The organism is Silvibacterium sp. (genome assembly GCF_047605705.1).
Classification (GTDB): domain Bacteria; phylum Acidobacteriota; class Terriglobia; order Terriglobales; family Acidobacteriaceae; genus Silvibacterium.
Map to the genome: position 1 here is coordinate 68,156 of NZ_JASGFD010000006.1, position 16,152 is coordinate 84,307.

Genomic DNA, 16,152 nt, shown 5'->3' on the forward strand with positions numbered 1-16,152 from the left:
TCGACAGTCGAGTATAGCTGTCCGCTCTCGTCGAGCGGAGCTAGTAGCGGGGCACGTCGGGATCGATTTGCGCGGACCAGGCGTCGATGCCGCCGCGGAGCGACTGCACGTTTTCGTAGTCCTGCTGCCGTAGCCAGAGCGCCACATTGAGCGAGCGAACGCCGTGGTGGCAGACGGTGACGATGTGAGCGTCGGGATCGAGCTCCTGGATGCGGGAGCGGATCTCGCCCATGGGCATCAGGATGCTGCCTTCGATGCTGGCGGCGGCGAACTCCCATGGCTCGCGCACGTCGAGCAGGACGAAATTGGACGGAGGGTTCGCGGTGGCTGCGGACGCCGACTTGTCGGCAAGAATTTGTTGCAGATCGGTAGGGGAAATCTCGAATTCCATCGCTTCCCTAAGGATACATCCCCGAGCGCCCCGCGGATCAGCCCGCACCCGCGTCCCAGGCGCGCGGAAGCGGCGTCAACGTGATAAAAGAGAGAGTGCCTCCGCAGTACTTTATGGTTAACCAAGAGAAAGTTCTGATCGTCGAAGATGAACCGCATGCGCTGATGGGCCTTGCGGAGCTGGTGTCCGGCTGGGGCTACCGCACGGATACGGCTCGTGATGGCCTCGAGGCGCTGGAGCGCATCCAGGCCTGGCAGCCCGGCATCGTGGTCACCGACCTCAAGATGCCGCGCATGGATGGGCTGGAACTGCTCTCCCGTCTGCACGATCTCAAGGAGCAGCAGGCCGTCATCGTGCTCACGGCGCAGGGCTCCATCGAGCTGGCTGTCGACGCCATGAAGATGGGTGCCTATGACTTTCTTCAGAAGCCGGTCGATCCGACGCGGCTACGGACGATCCTCCAGAATGCGACGCGGCAGCGAGAGACCGAGCGCGAGCTAGAAGTCACGCGGCGGAAGCTGCGCGACACCGGCGTGCTGGGTCCGCTGGTCGGCTCCTCGAAGAAGATGCAGGAGGTCTTCGCGCTGATCGAGCGCGTGGCCCCTTCGAATGTTTCGGTGCTCATCACCGGCGAAAGCGGCACCGGCAAGGAGCTGGTGGCGCGGACCCTCCACGAACTGAGCCCGCGCAAGCCGAAGCCGTTTGTAGCGGTTAACTGTGCGGCCATTCCTGAAACGCTGATCGAAAGCGAGATCTTCGGCCACGAAAAGGGCGCGTTTACCGGCGCGCTGGAGCGCCGTGCAGGCTGCTTCGAGCTGGCCGAGGAAGGCACGCTGCTGCTGGATGAGATTGGTGAAATGCCGATCGGCACGCAGGCCAAGCTGCTGCGTGTGCTGGAAGAGCGCAAGCTGCGCCGGCTGGGCAGCAAGGTGGAAGCTCCGGTCGATGTCCGGGTGCTGGCGGCGACGAACAAGGTACCGGAGACGGCGGTTGCCGACGGCCACCTGCGCGGCGACCTCTTCTATCGCCTCAATGTGTTCAACATCCACATGCCGCCGCTGCGCGAGCACAAGGAAGATATTCCATCGATCGTGGACGCGATGCTCGAGGACATGGGCCGCAAGCACGACCGGCGGGTGAGCGGCGTGGATGACGAAATGCTTTCGCGGCTGATGGCCTACGACTGGCCAGGCAATGTCCGCGAGCTTCGCAACACCATCGAGCGCGCCGTTGTGCTTTCGCTGGGAGACCAGATCGAAGCGCGGCACCTGCCTCCAGGCTTCGGCATGCGGACGGTACGGTCGACTACGGGCAGCGAGATCGACGAAGATGCGATCCAGCTGCGAGTGGGCGCGACGGTCGATGAAGCGGAGCAGTTGCTGATCCTGAAGACCCTGGAGTCGACCGGAAACAACAAGACGCGCGCCGCCGAAAAGCTGGGAATCAGCCTGAAGACCCTCCACAACAAGCTGAAAGAATACGGAAACGCCGCCTCCGAGCAGGAACAGCAGCACTGACGCCTGGCCGCCCGGGACGCCTCTGTGCTGCCGGAGCAGGCATGGAGACGTTTCGGGCTTACACTGGGCATGGCTACGTGGCATAGTGGTCACTCGGACTGCCCCGCATGCGACTGAAAACAAAACTCGCGGCCGCGATCACCGTATTGGTGTTCCTGATCGCCACGGTCCTGTCGTGGCTCTACATGGCGCAGCTGCTGCAGCAGCATATCGATCAGTCGTATTCGTCCACGGACGTCATCGCCCACCAGCTGCAGTTTGCCGTCCGCGAGGCGCTGGAGAACGGGCTGCGGCATCAGCAGTTCGATCCGAACGACCCCGCGGAATTGCGGCAGGCGGTGGCGCAGTCGCTGCGCGAAGACGCGGGCCTGAACTCCTTCATCAGCTCGGTGATCAATTACTCCCCGACGGTGCTGGACATCTCGATTGCGGACCGCAACGGCTATGGGCTGGTGACTGCGCCCGATCCCGCACTCGAGGATCACCTGCTGCCGAACCGGCAGGAATATGCGACGCTGCTGCAGAAGTCCCCGATCCGAGCCGGACAAATTGTTTTTGGCAAACCACGCGCCTACAACCTGACCCTGGGGCTCGAGCGCGATAATCAGCCGTTCCTCACTGTACGGGTGGGCATCCGCACCTCATTCCTTCGCAATGCCTTCCGCCCGTGGCTGATCGAGTCGCTCACCTACATTGGGCTGGCAATCCTCGCGGCCCTGATCGCAGCGGCCTTTCTTACGAACGTGGCCCTGGCTCCGCTGGAAGAGATCAGCGCGCGGCTCGATATCCTTTCTCAGGCCGAGCTGGAACCAGCCGGCGAGCTCGCGCCAGCCTCGCGCGACACCGTCACCCAGGTCTCGCACAAGATTGAGCGGCTGGGACGGCGCATGCGCAATGTCGAGGAGGTCTTCTCGGCGCTCAAGGAAAACCTCGACCAGATTCTTTCCAACCTGCAGGACGGCATGATGCTGTTCACCCGCGACGCGCGGGCCGTGCTGGTCTCGCGCTCGGTGGAGCGCTTTCTTTCGGTACGGCGGGACGACATCCTGGGCGCCGAGGTGCATGACATCTTCGACCGCTATTCGGTGCTGGGGCGGACGGTACGCCAGGCCTTCGATGCCGGAATCGCCATTGTGCAGGAAGAGGTTGTGACAGAGACGGGCCGGCGCGTGGAGATCTCCCTGGACTTCATCCACGACGATCGCGCGGAAGAGTCCGGAACATCGCTGGGCGCGCTGCTGGTGCTGCACGATCTCGAGTCTGTCCGGGAAATTGAGAATGAGCTGGAGCTTTCGCGCAGAATGGCGGCGATCGGCAGGCTGACCGCGGGTGTCGGCCACGAGGTCAAGAATCCGATCAACGCGATCGTCGTGCACCTGGAGCTGCTGCGCAGCAAGCTCGACGCGGAGGCCCCGGGCTTGCGTCACCTGGACATTATCCAGAGCGAAATCCGGCGGCTCGATCGCGTGGTGCAGACGCTTGTGGACTTCTCCCGACCGGTGGAGCTGCAACTCAAGGACCAGGATTTGCGTCAGATTGTCGCCAGTGTTCTCACCCTGGCCGCCGCTGAGCTCAAGACACGCAATATTCTGCTGGTCAGCGACCTGCCGGCACGGCCGGTGATGGTCAAGATCGACAGCGATCTCTTCAAGCAGGCGCTGCTGAACGTGGTGATCAACGGAGCCCAGGCCATGAACCGGGGCGGTACGCTCACGGTGCGGCTCGGCGAGGACGGACGCATGGCACGTCTGCGCGTACAGGATCAGGGCGAGGGCATTCCGGACGACATCCGGCCGCACATCTTCGACCTCTACTTCACCACGAAGCGCGAGGGCAGCGGCATCGGTCTCTCGATGACCTATCGCATTCTCCAGCTCCATAATGGGCAGATTGACGTAGAATCTTTACCAGGCGCGGGCACGACGTTTGTTTTTAGTCTCCCAGTCGCCAACCTCCCCGAAAACAAGCTGCGCAGTTTTCTTGAACCAAATTCATCTGCCTTAAAGGGACCAAGAGAATGACGTCCGCACGTAAGCTGGCGGTTCTGTTGGCGATCACTGTTGTGACGAGCGGCTGCAATCACAGAAAAGCCGCCATCATTCCAGCTGCGGCCACGGCCCCACCACCCCCGACGCGCTCCATCGACCAGAGCGCAGTACCATTGCCAGCGGTTCCCCCGCCGGAGACGCCGAATGTCGTAGCGGGCAGCGATGCCGATGACAAGCCGGCGCAGAAACCCAAACGCTCCGTTCGCCGTCGCAAGCCGACACAGAGCACGACAGAGAACGCGAACAAGGATCAGGCCACGACCACACAGCAGGCAGCAGCCACAGAACCTGCCGAAAACTCACCGATCGGACAGATCACAACCAGCGGGGAACGCGGCGCAACTCCGTCTGAGCAGCAGATTCGCGACTCCATTTCCGGTACGGAAAAGGGACTCAGCGACCTGAAACGGCCGCTCTCCGCCACGGAAAAGGAAACCGTGGTTCAGATTCGCGCGTTTCTGCAAAAGGCGCGCCAGGCGCTGCAGCAGAACGATCTGGAGGGCGCACAGACGCTGTCCACCAAGGCCAAGGTCCTGCTGAGCGAGCTGACCAAGAGCTAGCTCATCAGAAATACCACTCCCACCGCCCGCTGCTCCTGCCCGGACAGCGGGTTTCGTTTTGGGAAAGCGATCCGGCTTCGAATATCCCGAAAAGGCGGAACCGGACATCCGGCGGCTGCGTATCCGGCAGAAGAACTGCTGCGAACCATCTTCGGGAGCTGCCCATGTTCACACACGATCTTCGCCTGGCTGCACGACAGTTACTCCGGGCTCCCGGCTTTTCGCTGGCCGTGATTCTCACCCTTACGCTGGGCATCGGCGTGAACACCGCGGTTTTCACGCTCGTCGACGGCTTCCTGCTGCGCGGGCTTCCCTATCCTGAGCCGGAACGGCTGGCCATGCTGAACCTGCACCGAGAGTCTCCGCAAACAGCGGCGCATGCGGCGACGTCCTACGAGCAGGAAGATTTCACCAGCGCGGACTGGGGAATGCTCACGGATGCGGGTGCGCCGGTGGAGCTCGCTGCGCGCGGCGGCACCGGAGGCGTGAATCTGAAGGCCAGCGCTGCGGCGGGCGGCGCAGTACGCTACGCGCAGGACAGCCGCGTCTCAGCCGATTACTTTAAGGTCCTCGGCATTCCGATGGAGCTTGGCCGTGGATTTACGGCAGAAGAAGACATGCCGCACGGACCGGCGGTAGCTGTTGTGAGCTATTCCCTGTGGCAATCGGCCTTTCATGGCGATCCCTCCATCGTAGGCAAGACCATCGATCTCAAAGGCGAGGCACACACCGTGGTAGGCGTGCTGCCCGCGGCAGCACGGCTCGCGGGTGATCCGGATCTGTTTACGCCGCTGCATCCCTCCGATGCGAGCGGCGAGTGTGGCGGAACGAATTGCGAGATACTCGCTCGGCTGAAGCCGGGAGCGACGTGGGCACAGGCCGACGCGCAGCTAGGACGGCTGCACCTGCAGCGCATGGCGGAACTTGAGAGCCGGTATCACGCGCATGCATGGGTCTACACCGTACCGTTGAGCAGGGCGCTGGCCGGTGACATGAGCGGCGAGGTCCGCACGCTGATGCTGGCAGTGAGCTTTATCCTGCTGATCGCCTGCGGCAACCTTGCCGGGCTCACGCTGGTGCGCGTCTCCCGTCGAACGCAGGAGATCGCGACGCGGCTGGCACTCGGCGCGGTGCTCGGAGACATCCTGCGGCAGTTATGGACGGAGACGATCGTGCTGGCGCTGACTGGCGCGGCGACAGGCCTGGCGCTTGCCTTCGGCATCGTGAGCGGGTTGAACACCTTCCTTCCTCCGGAGATGCTGCCGCTGGGCGGCCTGCATCTCGATCTGCGGGTTCTGGGTTTTGCGCTGGGAGCGGCCGTGATCTCGAGCCTGCTCTTCGGCGCGCTTCCTGCGCTGCTGGCGCGGCGGGTAGACCTCCGGACATCGTTATCCTCGGGCAGCCGGAGCGTCTCGGCCGGTTCGGGACGGCTGCGGCAGTGGCTGATCGGCGCGGAAGTCGCGCTCACGGTGGTCCTGCTGGCCGCAGCCGGCCTGCTGGTGCGCACGCTGATTCACCTGGAGACGCTGCCTCCGGGCTTCGACGCGCACAACGTGACGACCGCGACGGTCTCGCTCGACGATGCGCGCTACCACGATTCGATGGCCTTCCAGGCGCTGCTGACACGCAGCCTCGATGCCATGCGAAAGATTCCGGGCGTAGAGGGCGCGGCGGTAGGACTGAGCGTGCCATATCAGCCCTTCGTGAACGACGATGTGAAGTTTCTGGAAGGGACCCAGGCCGGCACCGATCAGGCGGTCAGCCTGAGCTACGTGACGCCGGGATACTTCCAGACGCTGCGGATTCCGCTGCTCGCCGGACGCGACATTCAGGATTCGGATACCTCGACCTCGATGCGGGTAGCCGTGGTAAATGCCAGCTTCGGCGAGATGTATTTCCACACGCCGAATGTGGTCGGACGGCATTTTGAAACCGGCCATTCGACCATCACCATCGTGGGCGTGGTGGGCGATGTGCAGAACCAGTCCCATGCTGTGGCGCAGTCCGAGCCTCTTGGGACTGAGCCGATCTGGTATCTGCCCGCGACACAGGTCGGACCGGAATTTCTCAGCCTCATCCATGCCTGGTTCCAGCCTTCGTGGATTGTCAGGACCGGCCGGGCTGATGCAGGTTTGCCACAGGCCATGCAGGCTGCGCTGACCTCCGCCGACCCGACACTTCCCTTCTCGAGCTTCTCGTCGATGGACGATATTCTGGCGACGCAGCTTGCCATGCAACGCATCCAGGTACTGCTGCTGACCACGCTGGGCGCCCTCGCGCTGGTGCTCTCGACCATCGGCATCGGATCGCTGGTTTCGAGCCTGGTGGTGCAGAGGCGCCGCGAGATCGGCATCCGCATGGCGCTGGGATCGACGCTCGGGCAGGCGATGGTGCAGGTGAGCTCGGCGGGGATGCTGGCTGCGGGCGCAGGCATGGCGGTGGGCATCCTCGCCTCTTTCGGAGCGCTGCGCGTGCTGGCGAGCTATCTCTATGGCGTAAAGCCCTGGGATCCGGTAACGATGGCCGCGGTCATCGCTTTGCTGGCGCTTGCAGCAGCAGCGGCCAGCCTGACACCCGCGCTGCGCATCGGCCAGATCGATCCGGCTGAGACGCTGCGGGCAGAGTAAGCTCTATTTAACCCATTCCCGGAGACCCGCTCCTGAAGACCGCACGCTTCGTTCTGCTGCTTGTTCCCCTGCTCTGGCTGACGCATGCGATCGGCTATCTCGCGCACGAGTACGCGCACTCCTTCACCGCGTGGGCCTTCGGCGCAAAGGCCAATCCCCTGGCGCTGCACTACGGGCATGCCACGGTATCGAACCTGCTACTGCAGGGCGATATCGATGAGAACGTGGACTACGATCCGATCTTTGCAGCAGGCAAAGGCTGGCTGGCAGCGCTCATCGCCATCGCTGGGGTGCTCTTCGGCAATGGCGGACTGTACCTCGTTACGAGGCTGGGGCTGCGGCGGGCTGAGGCGCGAAATCAATCCATCGCAGGGCTTTTCTGGCTGCTGCTCTGCCTAATGTGCGTGGGGAACTTCATCTCCTACGTGCCGAACCGCACCTTTGCCACGCATGCCGACATGGCGACAGCGGAGCGCGGGCTAAACTGCTCGCCCCGGTGGATCGCCATCGTGCTGGGCGCGCCGTTCCTGGTCGCCAGCGGGCATTACTTCGCGCGGATTTTGCCGCGGGCGGCAGTGGCATTCGGACAGAGGATACTCGCTGCGCCTGTCGTGCTGGCGATCGTAGCGGTGCTGGTCTTCACGCAGTTCTATGGCCGGTCCGGACTCACCGGCTATGGAGCAACCTCGCACCACATCTCTGCCTTCTGGACGTATGGAGTGCCGTTGCCACTACTGTGCTTTGCCCTTTGGCGGGTGAAGAGCGAGCTTAGCGCTCGCCCCATTTGAGCTTGGCGCGAAGCACGTCAAAGAATCCGGCAGACCCCAGGCGAACCAGCTTCACGTTGTACTGCGAGCGGCTGCAATGGAGCTCATCGCCCACTTTGAGCAGCACTGCTTCCTGGCCATCGACGGTGAGATACGTCTGGTCGGGAATGCCTACAATCTGCAGGGTGAGACGCGCATCGCCGGGAACGACCATGGGGCGGATAGTCAGCAGGTGCGGACAGATCGGGGTGACGATCATCGCATCCACATTCGGCATCAGGATGGGGCCGTTCGCGGCAAGCGAGTAAGCCGTGGAGCCCGTTGGGGTCGAGACGATGACACCATCGGCACGGAAGGCGGCAGCCAGCTCGGAGTTGAAGGTGACGCGGAAGTCGCCCATGCGGGCGATGGTGCCCTTGGCGACGACAACGTCGTTGAGCGCCTCATGCTGCGCGTAAAGCTTGCCGTCACGCCAGAGCTCGCTGTGGAGCATCCAGCGGGTATCCGTCGTAAAGCACTTCGTGCACCAACCCTCGAGCGTGCTGTAAAGGTCGGCGAGCCGGACCTCGGTGAGGAAGCCGAGCGAGCCGAGGTTCACGCTGAGGATCGGGGTGCCCGTCTTGGCGAAGACGCGGGCCGCCGAAAGAAGAGTGCCGTCGCCGCCCAGGACGATCACCAGCTGCGGATCTTCCTCCGGCAGCAGGTGACGGGGGACGATCCGCGCCGACTGGGTGTAGTTGCCGCTCACGGGATCGAGAACGGGGTCATACTGGCGGGCCCGCAGCCAGAGCACCAGCTCAGGGAGCAGGGTCTGCAGCTCGGGCTTCTGCGGTTTCGAGATGATGGCAACGACGGACATGCCTCTCCAGTGTAACGAACGCAGGGGCCCGGTCTCTTATGCTTATTTCACTGGCGGAACAGGATTTCCCGCACCGAGCCCAATCGCGTGCAGAAGGAACTCTCGGTTTCCCTCCGCGCCATGGATCGGCGAATCGATCACCTCGATTTGCCGGCCGCCCAGTTCCTCGACGCAGTTCCGGACGCGATCGATGGCAAGCTGGTGCGCAGCGGGATCGCGCACGATACCGCCCTTGCCGACATGCTCGCGGCCGGATTCGAACTGCGGCTTGACGAGAATCACCGCCTCCAGTCCCACACCACCCGGGCGAACCGCCGCAGCCACCACAGCGGGAAGCACCAGCGTCGCGGAGATGAACGACACGTCCATCGAGAGGAAACCGATGCCTTCAGGCAGTTCCCCGGGAGTCAGTTTGCGGGCGTTGGTGCGCTCCATCAGGGAGACGCGCGGGTCGGAACGAAATTTTTCCGCGATCTGACCATAGCCCGTGTCCACGGCCAGGACGCGCGATGCTCCGTGCTGCAGCATGCAGTCGGTAAAGCCACCGGTGGAGGCTCCGATGTCGAGGCCGAAGCGGCCGTTGAGATCGATGCCCCAATGCGCAATGGCGCCCTCGAGCTTGAGACCGCCGCGGCTCACGTAGCGGAGATCGTCTCCGAGCAGGCGCAGCGCGGCATCAGCCGCGACCGAGGTTCCGGGCTTCTCTACCTTCTGTTCATCCACCAGTACGCGGCCCGCCAGAATGAGCGCCTGCGCGCGCTCCCGGGTCGGCGTTAAACCGCGCTCCACAAGCAACTTATCCAGCCTTGACTTCATCGTATGATCGCTGCCTACCTCTTTCCATTCTGGTTGATTCGGGCGTGGGCTGCAAAGAAGGCGGCTCCCCGACCGATCCCGGACGAGGGGCTCGTAACCGATCAAGCGAAACGGTACGAAAGCGGTCGATGCCTGAAAATCCGGAAAAATCGATAAACAACTCTCCTGCTCCCCAACACGGGATAGGTTTTGGCTGGCTGGGCTGGGTGACGGCAGTGGTGGCCGTGGGCGTAGCGGCATGGCTCGGCAATCACAATGTGCAGCTGCAGCAGACGCTCATCGCCGATCGCGCGGACCTCAACCGGCTCACGGCGCAGGCGGATCACGCACAACTGCTGACCGACGCGCTGACCTCACCCGGCGCCAGGCACGTCACGCTGTCCGAGATGCGGCAAACGACGCAGCCCACCGGCCATGCGACGTATCTCACTGCCAAGGGCGCGCTGGTGTTCATGGCCAATAATCTGCATCCTCTGAAAGCCGATAAGACCTACGAACTCTGGCTGATTCCCGAAGGTGGCAAGCCTCCGTTGGCGGCAGGGCTCTTCCGTCCGGATGCGGCGGGCAATGCTTCGGTGATTTTGCCGAACGTAACTTCAGGAATCGAAGCCAAGGGCTTCAGCGTCACAATAGAGGATGCGCAGGGCTCCGCGACGCCGACACTGCCGATCGTGATGTCCGGCTACTGACTCTGTAATTCCGGCTCACTCATACGGTGAGCCGCCTCAATAAGCGCCGGTGACGGCGCGATATTTCTTTTGGGAGCAACATGGCCAAGTCGAATTCGCATTTTCCGCACCCCATTACGCTGGCCGTCGACATCGGCGGCACCGGCATGAAAGTCATGCTTCTCGATGCGCGCGGGAACCCGCTCTCCGAGCGGCTGCGCATCCCGACCCCCGAGCCGGCGACTCCGAAGAAGATGCTGGCCGGGCTCGAAAAGCTGAAGAAGCAGCTCACGGCCTTCGATCGCGTGTCGGTTGGCTTCCCCGGCGTCATCAAGCATGGCAAGACGCTGACCGCGGCAAATCTCGATCCCTCCTGGGTCGGTTTTCCCCTGCAGGCGACACTGCATGAACGCTGGCGCCGGCCCATCCATGTGGCGAACGACGCAGCGGTACAAGGCTATGGCGCGATCAGCGGCAAGGGCGTGGAGATGGCGATCACACTCGGCACCGGCATGGGATCGGCGCTCTTCACGAATGGTCATCTATGCCCCGGTCTCGAACTCGGACATCATCCATGGGGAAAAAAGACTTACGAAGATTACCTGGGCAAAAAGGGCCTGAAGAAGCTCGGCAAAAAGCGTTGGAACAAGCTCCTTGAAAAAGCCCTCGATCAGACCCAGAAGACATTCAATTGGGATCACCTCTACATCGGCGGAGGCAACGCGAAGGAGATCAACTTTACGCTGCCGACCAACGTAACCGTCGTCTCGAATGAGGACGGTCTCTACGGTGGCGTGGCGTTGTGGCGCTACCAGTAAATCCACGTACAGAAAAACCAGCGGCCCGTCACTCGACGGGCCGTTTTATTGCGGCATAGGTGGCATGGGATAGAAGAGGATCATGTCGTTGTCGAGGATAGCCATCCACTTCCCATCCGGCGACAGCTCTCCCGCGGACATATAGGGCGTGCCCCGCTTCTCGAAGAGAAACTTACGGGTGTCCGGCTCGGCGACGGCGAACTCATTGGCCACGATGCAGTCATCGCAGGAGCCCACGGCATACATCTCGATGCCGAAGCGATCACCTGAGATTCCAGCGAGACGGCGCGGAGAGAAATTATCGATCGACGGAAGCTGGATGCGCGCGCCGGTCGGCGTGACGATCAGCATCTGCGTGTCATGCGAAAAGTTCTTCTCTTCCCTGGTAATGACGAGGTGTCCTGCATCCAGGAAACCCAGGGGTTCAAGCGCGACCGGCTTCCCGGTTTCGGTGTAGGACCACGGAGCGCCGTCCGGATCGAGGAACCTGGAGTCGGGTGTTTCGACGAGAATGTGGGTGCAGGAAAAAGGCGATTTGTCGGCGCACAGACTGCCTGCAATGCGCTCATCCCCGGCGGTCCAGCTCTTCACCGCACGCACGTCGTCGGAAGAGTCGAGTGAGATGCGGTCGCTCAGGCGCAGAGGATCGGCGGAATAGAACTCGTAGACACGGCCATCGGCGGTAAGCAGCGGAATGGTGCGATGCCTGGGCGTCGACCAGATGCCACGCGGCACGGTGTCGAGCTCGCCGGACTCCGTCACATTCAGATGATCGTTGAAAAAATCGAGGCGCGCGCCCTGCTTCACGACCACCGAGGCACCAGGACCCGGGAAGATATTGAAATCCCCACCGCCCCCCTCGCCGCTCACCTGATCGATGGTCCAGTCATGCTGCGCGATCCTGACGCCAGTGGTGGTGTCGAAGACGAGGCCGCGAAGCGTAGCCGCCTCACTGGTGTTGCGCACGGTGCAGGGGGCATTGATGGTGAAGGCTGCGAAGAGATGCGTTTTGTCCAGCCAGAAGAGGCGCGTGCCCACCTTGTGCTGATGAAAGCAGACGAAAGGACCGCCGCGGCCAAAGAGTCCGCGCGGGATGCCGAAGGGCTGAAGGTAAATGACCAGGGGCTTGCCGGGCGTGGACCTGGCTGGCTTTTCCGCCTGAGAAACGGACGTTAACGCTGCAAAGATCAGGATCAAAGCAGCGGCAAGGGCCCGGACTGACGGCGTTCGAAACACAGTGCCCAGTATAGGGGCTGGGCCGGAGAGAACGCAGTCCCTGACCTGGGCTGGTTACATGGCGAAATCGGGGGATGACGATTGTCATTCGCCGTGCGTGACGAAGCCCACTGGGACAAGATGCGCGGGGACGCGATGCTGGAGACGTGATGTTGGCAGAACCCGCGTGAAGCACCTTCAAGCCCCCAGCAGTCCGATTCTCCAACAGGAGCCCTCTATGTCCGCTACTCCCTTTGTCTCCGGCTTTGCGCAGCCCGTCGTCAATTACGGCCAGCCGAAGCCCGCGCGTATGCACTCCATTCCTGCAGCGACTGAGCCATGTGCCCGGCTGCACGCGGTGACCAAGCGCTATGGACAGACGCTGGCGCTGGACGCACTGAACCTGGAGCTCTATCCGGGTGAGGTGGTGGCGCTGCTCGGCCCAAACGGCGCAGGCAAAACGACGACGGCGCGGCTATTGCTGGGCTTGCTCTCTCCGAATAACGGTAGCGTGCGAGTGATGGGAAGCGATCCACGCCACGCCGCGACGCGCACGCATATTGGCGCGATGCTGCAGGTGGCTCGCATGCCCGAGACACTGAAGGTCCGCGAGCACATCGCGCTTTTCCGCAGCTATTATCCCGATCCCCTCTCGGCGGCAGAGCTGGTGCAGGCAGCCGGGCTTGAGGGCATCGAAGACCGGCTCTTCGGCTCACTCTCCGGAGGCCAGAAGCAGCGGGTGCTTTTCGCACTGGCGCTGGCCGGGAATCCTGAGCTGCTGATTCTCGACGAGCCGACCGTAGGGATGGACATTGCCTCGCGCCGGGCTCTCTGGGAGCAGGTGCGGAGGCAGGCCGCGGCGGGGCGCACTGTCTTACTGACCACGCATTACCTCGAAGAGGCGGATACGCTGGCCAGCCGCATCGTGGTCATCGACAAAGGCCGTATTCAGGCCGAGGGCACACCCGCGGAGATCCGCCATCGCGTCTCGGGCCGGCGTATCCGCTGCGTCACGGAGCTTTCGCACGAAGAACTGCTCGCGTTGCCGACTGTGCTGAGCGTCGAGCAGGATCGCGAAGCCGTGGTCATCACGGCAGGCGAAGCAGAGCTGGCGCTGCGGGAGATCTTCCGCCTCGACGCCACGGTGCGCGGCCTCGAAGTCTCTTCGCACAGCCTGGAAGACGCCTTCTTGGCGCTGACCGATTCCGGCAACGCGCATTGATTCGCGCATAAACGCAGCCTCTACCTCAAGGAGATTCCTATGGCCACCGCTGCCATTCCCACTTCCCGCGCCGGGCTGAGCCTCGGCTACTATGTCAACCTCTTCCGTAACGAAACCCATTACGAATTCCTGCGCATGCTGCGGTTGCGCGCCTATTCGCTTTCGGTGGTCGGCTTCCCGGTGATGTTCTACCTGCTTTTCGGCACGCTCAACAGCCACAGCCCGTATGCCCGTTATCTGCTGGCGAGCTACAGCTGCTTCGGCATGGTCGGCACGGCGCTCTTTGGTCTCGGCGCGGGCATCGCCATGGAGCGTGCGCAGGGCTGGCTCGACCTGAAACTCGCAAGCCCGATGCCGCGCTTCGCCTATCTCTTCGCGAAGACTGTCTCGGCCGCGATCTTCGCCGTGGTGGTGACCTGCCTGCTCACGCTGATCGGCATTACGCTGGCGGGCGCGCATGTGTCGCTGCTGGAGTTCGCAAAACTGATCGGCATCACCATTGCGGGTGCGGTTCCCTTCGCCGCCATGGGCCTGTTGATTTCCCTGCTGGTGCCGCCGACTTCCGGCCCCGGCATGATCAACCTGGTTTACCTGCCGATGTCCTTCGCCTCGGGCCTGTGGATGCCTCTCGACGTGCTGCCGAAATGGATGCAGCACCTGGCGCCGATGCTGCCGGCTTACCACTTCGGGCAGATCGCACTGCATATCTTCGGCATGGCGAAGCCGGGCATCTCGCTGATCGGCCATTGGGAGGCTCTGATAGGCTTTACTTGCCTCATGCTGGGAGCCGCATGGCTGGTCTTCTCCCGCCGCGAGGCTAGGGCTTAACATGGCAAGCTTTCTCGACAGTCTGCACCGCAATGTCACCCGCGAGAGGACAGCGGCGCCCGACTGGTGGGACATCGTATGGCTCGTCTACTCGGTCTTCTTCTTTATCGAGCCTATCTCACGCCACAGCCGAGCATATTGGCTGCAGTTCGGCGTGGTATACGCGATCTTCTGCGCGTTGTACGTGGGGCTGGTCTTCTTTCGGCGACGGCTCTACGTGTACCTGAGCATGCTGGGCATGGTGGCTCTCGGCATCTACTACTTCCGCTATAACTCGGCGGGATATGGGCTGTTCCTGTACGTTGCCTCGTTCGCTCCGTTCGTCTCGGAATCGCTGGCCGTAGGCATTGTCACGGTCGGAATCATGGCGATGACGATCTTTGTCGAAGGCCTGCTGGTTCAGCCGAGCCCGTGGATATGGGGCTTCGGCACCTGCCTCACATTGATTATCGGCGGCAGCAACTGCTTCATGGCTCTGCGCGTGCGCGCGAACCGGAAGCTGCAGATGGCGCACGAGGAGATCGAGCAACTGGCCAAGGTGGCCGAGCGCGAACGCATCGCGCGTGACCTGCACGACGTGCTGGGACACACGCTGTCCGTGATCGTGCTCAAGGCCGAGCTCGCAGGGCGACTCATCCAGCGCGATGGCGAACAGGACCGGGCGCGCGCGGCCGCTGAGATCGGCGATGTGGAGCAGACCGCGCGCAAGGCCCTGACCGAGGTGCGGGAAGCGATCCGCGGATATCGCGCCGAAGGTCTTTCGGCAGAGCTGCAACGGGCGCAGAGCGTGCTCGATGCAGCGGGAGTAACCCTGGTGTGCGACCCGCAGCCGTTGCAGCTTTCGGCCAGCGAAGAGAGCGTGCTCTCGCTGGTGCTGCGCGAAGCGGTGACGAATATCGTGCGGCACGCACAGGCGAGCCGCTGCCTGCTGCACTTTGAGACGAGCAGCGAAGGGACTGTGCTGACGGTGGAAGACGATGGCCGCGGCGGACTGCAAGAAGAAGGTAACGGCGTGCGCGGCATGCGGCAGCGCATCGAAGCGCTGGGCGGCCAGTTTGCCACCGGCGACGCGGCGAACCGGCGCGGAACACGGCTGACCATCCGTATCCCGGCTGCCTCGGCGCCGAACCAACCTGCATGGAGCTCTGTATAAAAAAATGCCGATTCGAGTAACGATTGCGGAAGACCAGGCGATGGTCCTTGGCGCACTGGCCGCGCTGCTGGAAACAGAACATGACATTTCAGTCTGCGGGCGCGCCGCGAACGGCCGCGAGGCGCTGACGACGATCGCGCAGCAGAAGCCGGATGTCCTGGTCACAGATATCGAAATGCCCGAGATGACCGGGCTCACGCTGGCCGGCGAGGTGCATGAGCGCTATCCGCAGACGAAGGTGATCATCCTGACCACCTTCGCACGGCCCGGTTATCTGCGGCGCGCTCTTGACGCTGGCGCACGCGGCTATCTGCTGAAGGACCGTCCCGCAGCGGAGCTGGCCGAGGCGGTGCGGCGCGTGCATCGCGGATTACGGGTAATCGATCCGGATCTCGCCGCGGAAGCGTGGGACAGCGGCCCCGATCCGCTGACCGAGCGCGAGCGGCAGATTTTGTGGCGCGCGGGCGAAGGCAAATCGAGCGCGGAGATTGCCGCCGAGCTGCATCTCTCCGAGGGCACGGTGCGGAATTACCTCTCCGAGGCCATCAGCAAACTGGGAGCGGCAAACCGGGTGGACGCCGCGCGGATCGCACGCTCCAAGGGCTGGCTCTAGTACGCGAAGCGAGAGCAATGAAGCGCTGCCCCTCGAAATAGTTTCCCCGT

General features: G+C 63.0%; 15 protein-coding genes. 11 read left to right on the forward strand and 4 right to left on the reverse strand.

The window, feature by feature from the left end; all coding sequences use genetic code 11:
- Positions 1 to 40: 40 nt before the first annotated feature.
- Entirely contained in the window at positions 41 to 391 is a 351-nt protein-coding gene (locus QM649_RS03655) for a rhodanese-like domain-containing protein (RefSeq protein WP_415197652.1), read from the reverse strand.
- Positions 392 to 504: 113 nt separating this feature from the next.
- Here QM649_RS03655 and QM649_RS03660 point away from each other — a divergent pair, with 113 nt between their 5' ends.
- The 5 genes from QM649_RS03660 to QM649_RS03680 all read left to right on the forward strand — a co-directional run bounded on the left by QM649_RS03660 (position 505) and on the right by QM649_RS03680 (position 7,931).
- On the forward strand, positions 505 to 1,908 hold the full coding sequence (locus tag QM649_RS03660) for a sigma-54-dependent transcriptional regulator (protein ID WP_415197653.1): 1,404 nt from the start codon (positions 505 to 507) through the stop codon (positions 1,906 to 1,908).
- A 107-nt stretch (positions 1,909 to 2,015) separates the two neighbouring features.
- Entirely contained in the window at positions 2,016 to 3,929 is a 1,914-nt protein-coding gene (locus QM649_RS03665; protein ID WP_415197654.1) for a two-component system sensor histidine kinase NtrB, read from the forward strand.
- Positions 3,926 to 4,516, forward strand: a complete 591-nt coding sequence (locus QM649_RS03670; RefSeq protein ID WP_415197655.1) for a hypothetical protein — start codon at positions 3,926 to 3,928, stop codon at positions 4,514 to 4,516. The genes QM649_RS03665 and QM649_RS03670 overlap by 4 nt, the downstream gene beginning before the upstream one ends.
- Before the next feature lie 164 nt (positions 4,517 to 4,680).
- On the forward strand, positions 4,681 to 7,143 hold the full coding sequence (locus tag QM649_RS03675) for an ABC transporter permease (RefSeq protein ID WP_415197656.1): 2,463 nt from the start codon (positions 4,681 to 4,683) through the stop codon (positions 7,141 to 7,143).
- A 224-nt stretch (positions 7,144 to 7,367) separates the two neighbouring features.
- Positions 7,368 to 7,931, forward strand: a complete 564-nt coding sequence (locus QM649_RS03680) for a hypothetical protein (RefSeq protein WP_415197657.1) — start codon at positions 7,368 to 7,370, stop codon at positions 7,929 to 7,931.
- Here the strand turns inward: QM649_RS03680 and QM649_RS03685 are convergent.
- Together QM649_RS03685 and QM649_RS03690 are read right to left on the reverse strand one after the other, a co-directional pair.
- Positions 7,912 to 8,769, reverse strand: coding sequence for an NAD(+)/NADH kinase (locus QM649_RS03685; protein WP_415197658.1), 858 nt, complete (start codon positions 8,767 to 8,769; stop codon positions 7,912 to 7,914). The genes QM649_RS03680 and QM649_RS03685 overlap by 20 nt on opposite strands.
- 42 nt (positions 8,770 to 8,811) lie before the next feature.
- Positions 8,812 to 9,585 (reverse strand): TlyA family RNA methyltransferase, encoded by a 774-nt coding sequence (locus tag QM649_RS03690; protein WP_415197659.1) that lies wholly within the window; start codon positions 9,583 to 9,585, stop codon positions 8,812 to 8,814.
- A gap of 128 nt (positions 9,586 to 9,713) precedes the next feature.
- Between QM649_RS03690 and QM649_RS03695 the strand changes: the two genes are divergently transcribed.
- On the forward strand, positions 9,714 to 10,274 hold the full coding sequence (locus tag QM649_RS03695) for an anti-sigma factor (RefSeq protein WP_415197660.1): 561 nt from the start codon (positions 9,714 to 9,716) through the stop codon (positions 10,272 to 10,274).
- 80 nt (positions 10,275 to 10,354) lie between these two features.
- A complete protein-coding gene (locus QM649_RS03700) occupies positions 10,355 to 11,071 on the forward strand; it encodes an ROK family protein (RefSeq protein WP_415197661.1) in 717 nt (238 codons plus the stop codon).
- 45 nt (positions 11,072 to 11,116) lie between these two features.
- Here the strand turns inward: QM649_RS03700 and QM649_RS03705 are convergent, their stop codons facing one another.
- Positions 11,117 to 12,268, reverse strand: coding sequence for a hypothetical protein (locus QM649_RS03705; protein ID WP_415197662.1), 1,152 nt, complete (start codon positions 12,266 to 12,268; stop codon positions 11,117 to 11,119).
- Between the two features lie 256 nt (positions 12,269 to 12,524).
- On the opposite strand from QM649_RS03705, the gene QM649_RS03710 reads away from it, so the two are divergent.
- From QM649_RS03710 to QM649_RS03725, 4 genes are read left to right on the forward strand one after another with little or no spacing between them, the layout of a single operon-like run.
- Positions 12,525 to 13,508: an ATP-binding cassette domain-containing protein gene (locus QM649_RS03710; RefSeq protein WP_415197663.1), complete on the forward strand. Its 984-nt coding sequence runs from the start codon at positions 12,525 to 12,527 to the stop codon at positions 13,506 to 13,508.
- A 39-nt stretch (positions 13,509 to 13,547) separates the two neighbouring features.
- The gene (locus QM649_RS03715) at positions 13,548 to 14,336 is read left to right on the forward strand and encodes an ABC transporter permease (RefSeq protein ID WP_415197664.1); all 789 of its coding nucleotides are present in this window, start codon (positions 13,548 to 13,550) and stop codon (positions 14,334 to 14,336) included.
- 1 nt (position 14,337) lies between these two features.
- On the forward strand, positions 14,338 to 15,489 hold the full coding sequence (locus QM649_RS03720) for a sensor histidine kinase (protein WP_415197665.1): 1,152 nt from the start codon (positions 14,338 to 14,340) through the stop codon (positions 15,487 to 15,489).
- A 4-nt stretch (positions 15,490 to 15,493) separates the two neighbouring features.
- Positions 15,494 to 16,102, forward strand: a complete 609-nt coding sequence (locus QM649_RS03725; RefSeq protein WP_415197666.1) for a response regulator — start codon at positions 15,494 to 15,496, stop codon at positions 16,100 to 16,102.
- Positions 16,103 to 16,152: the final 50 nt, after the last annotated feature.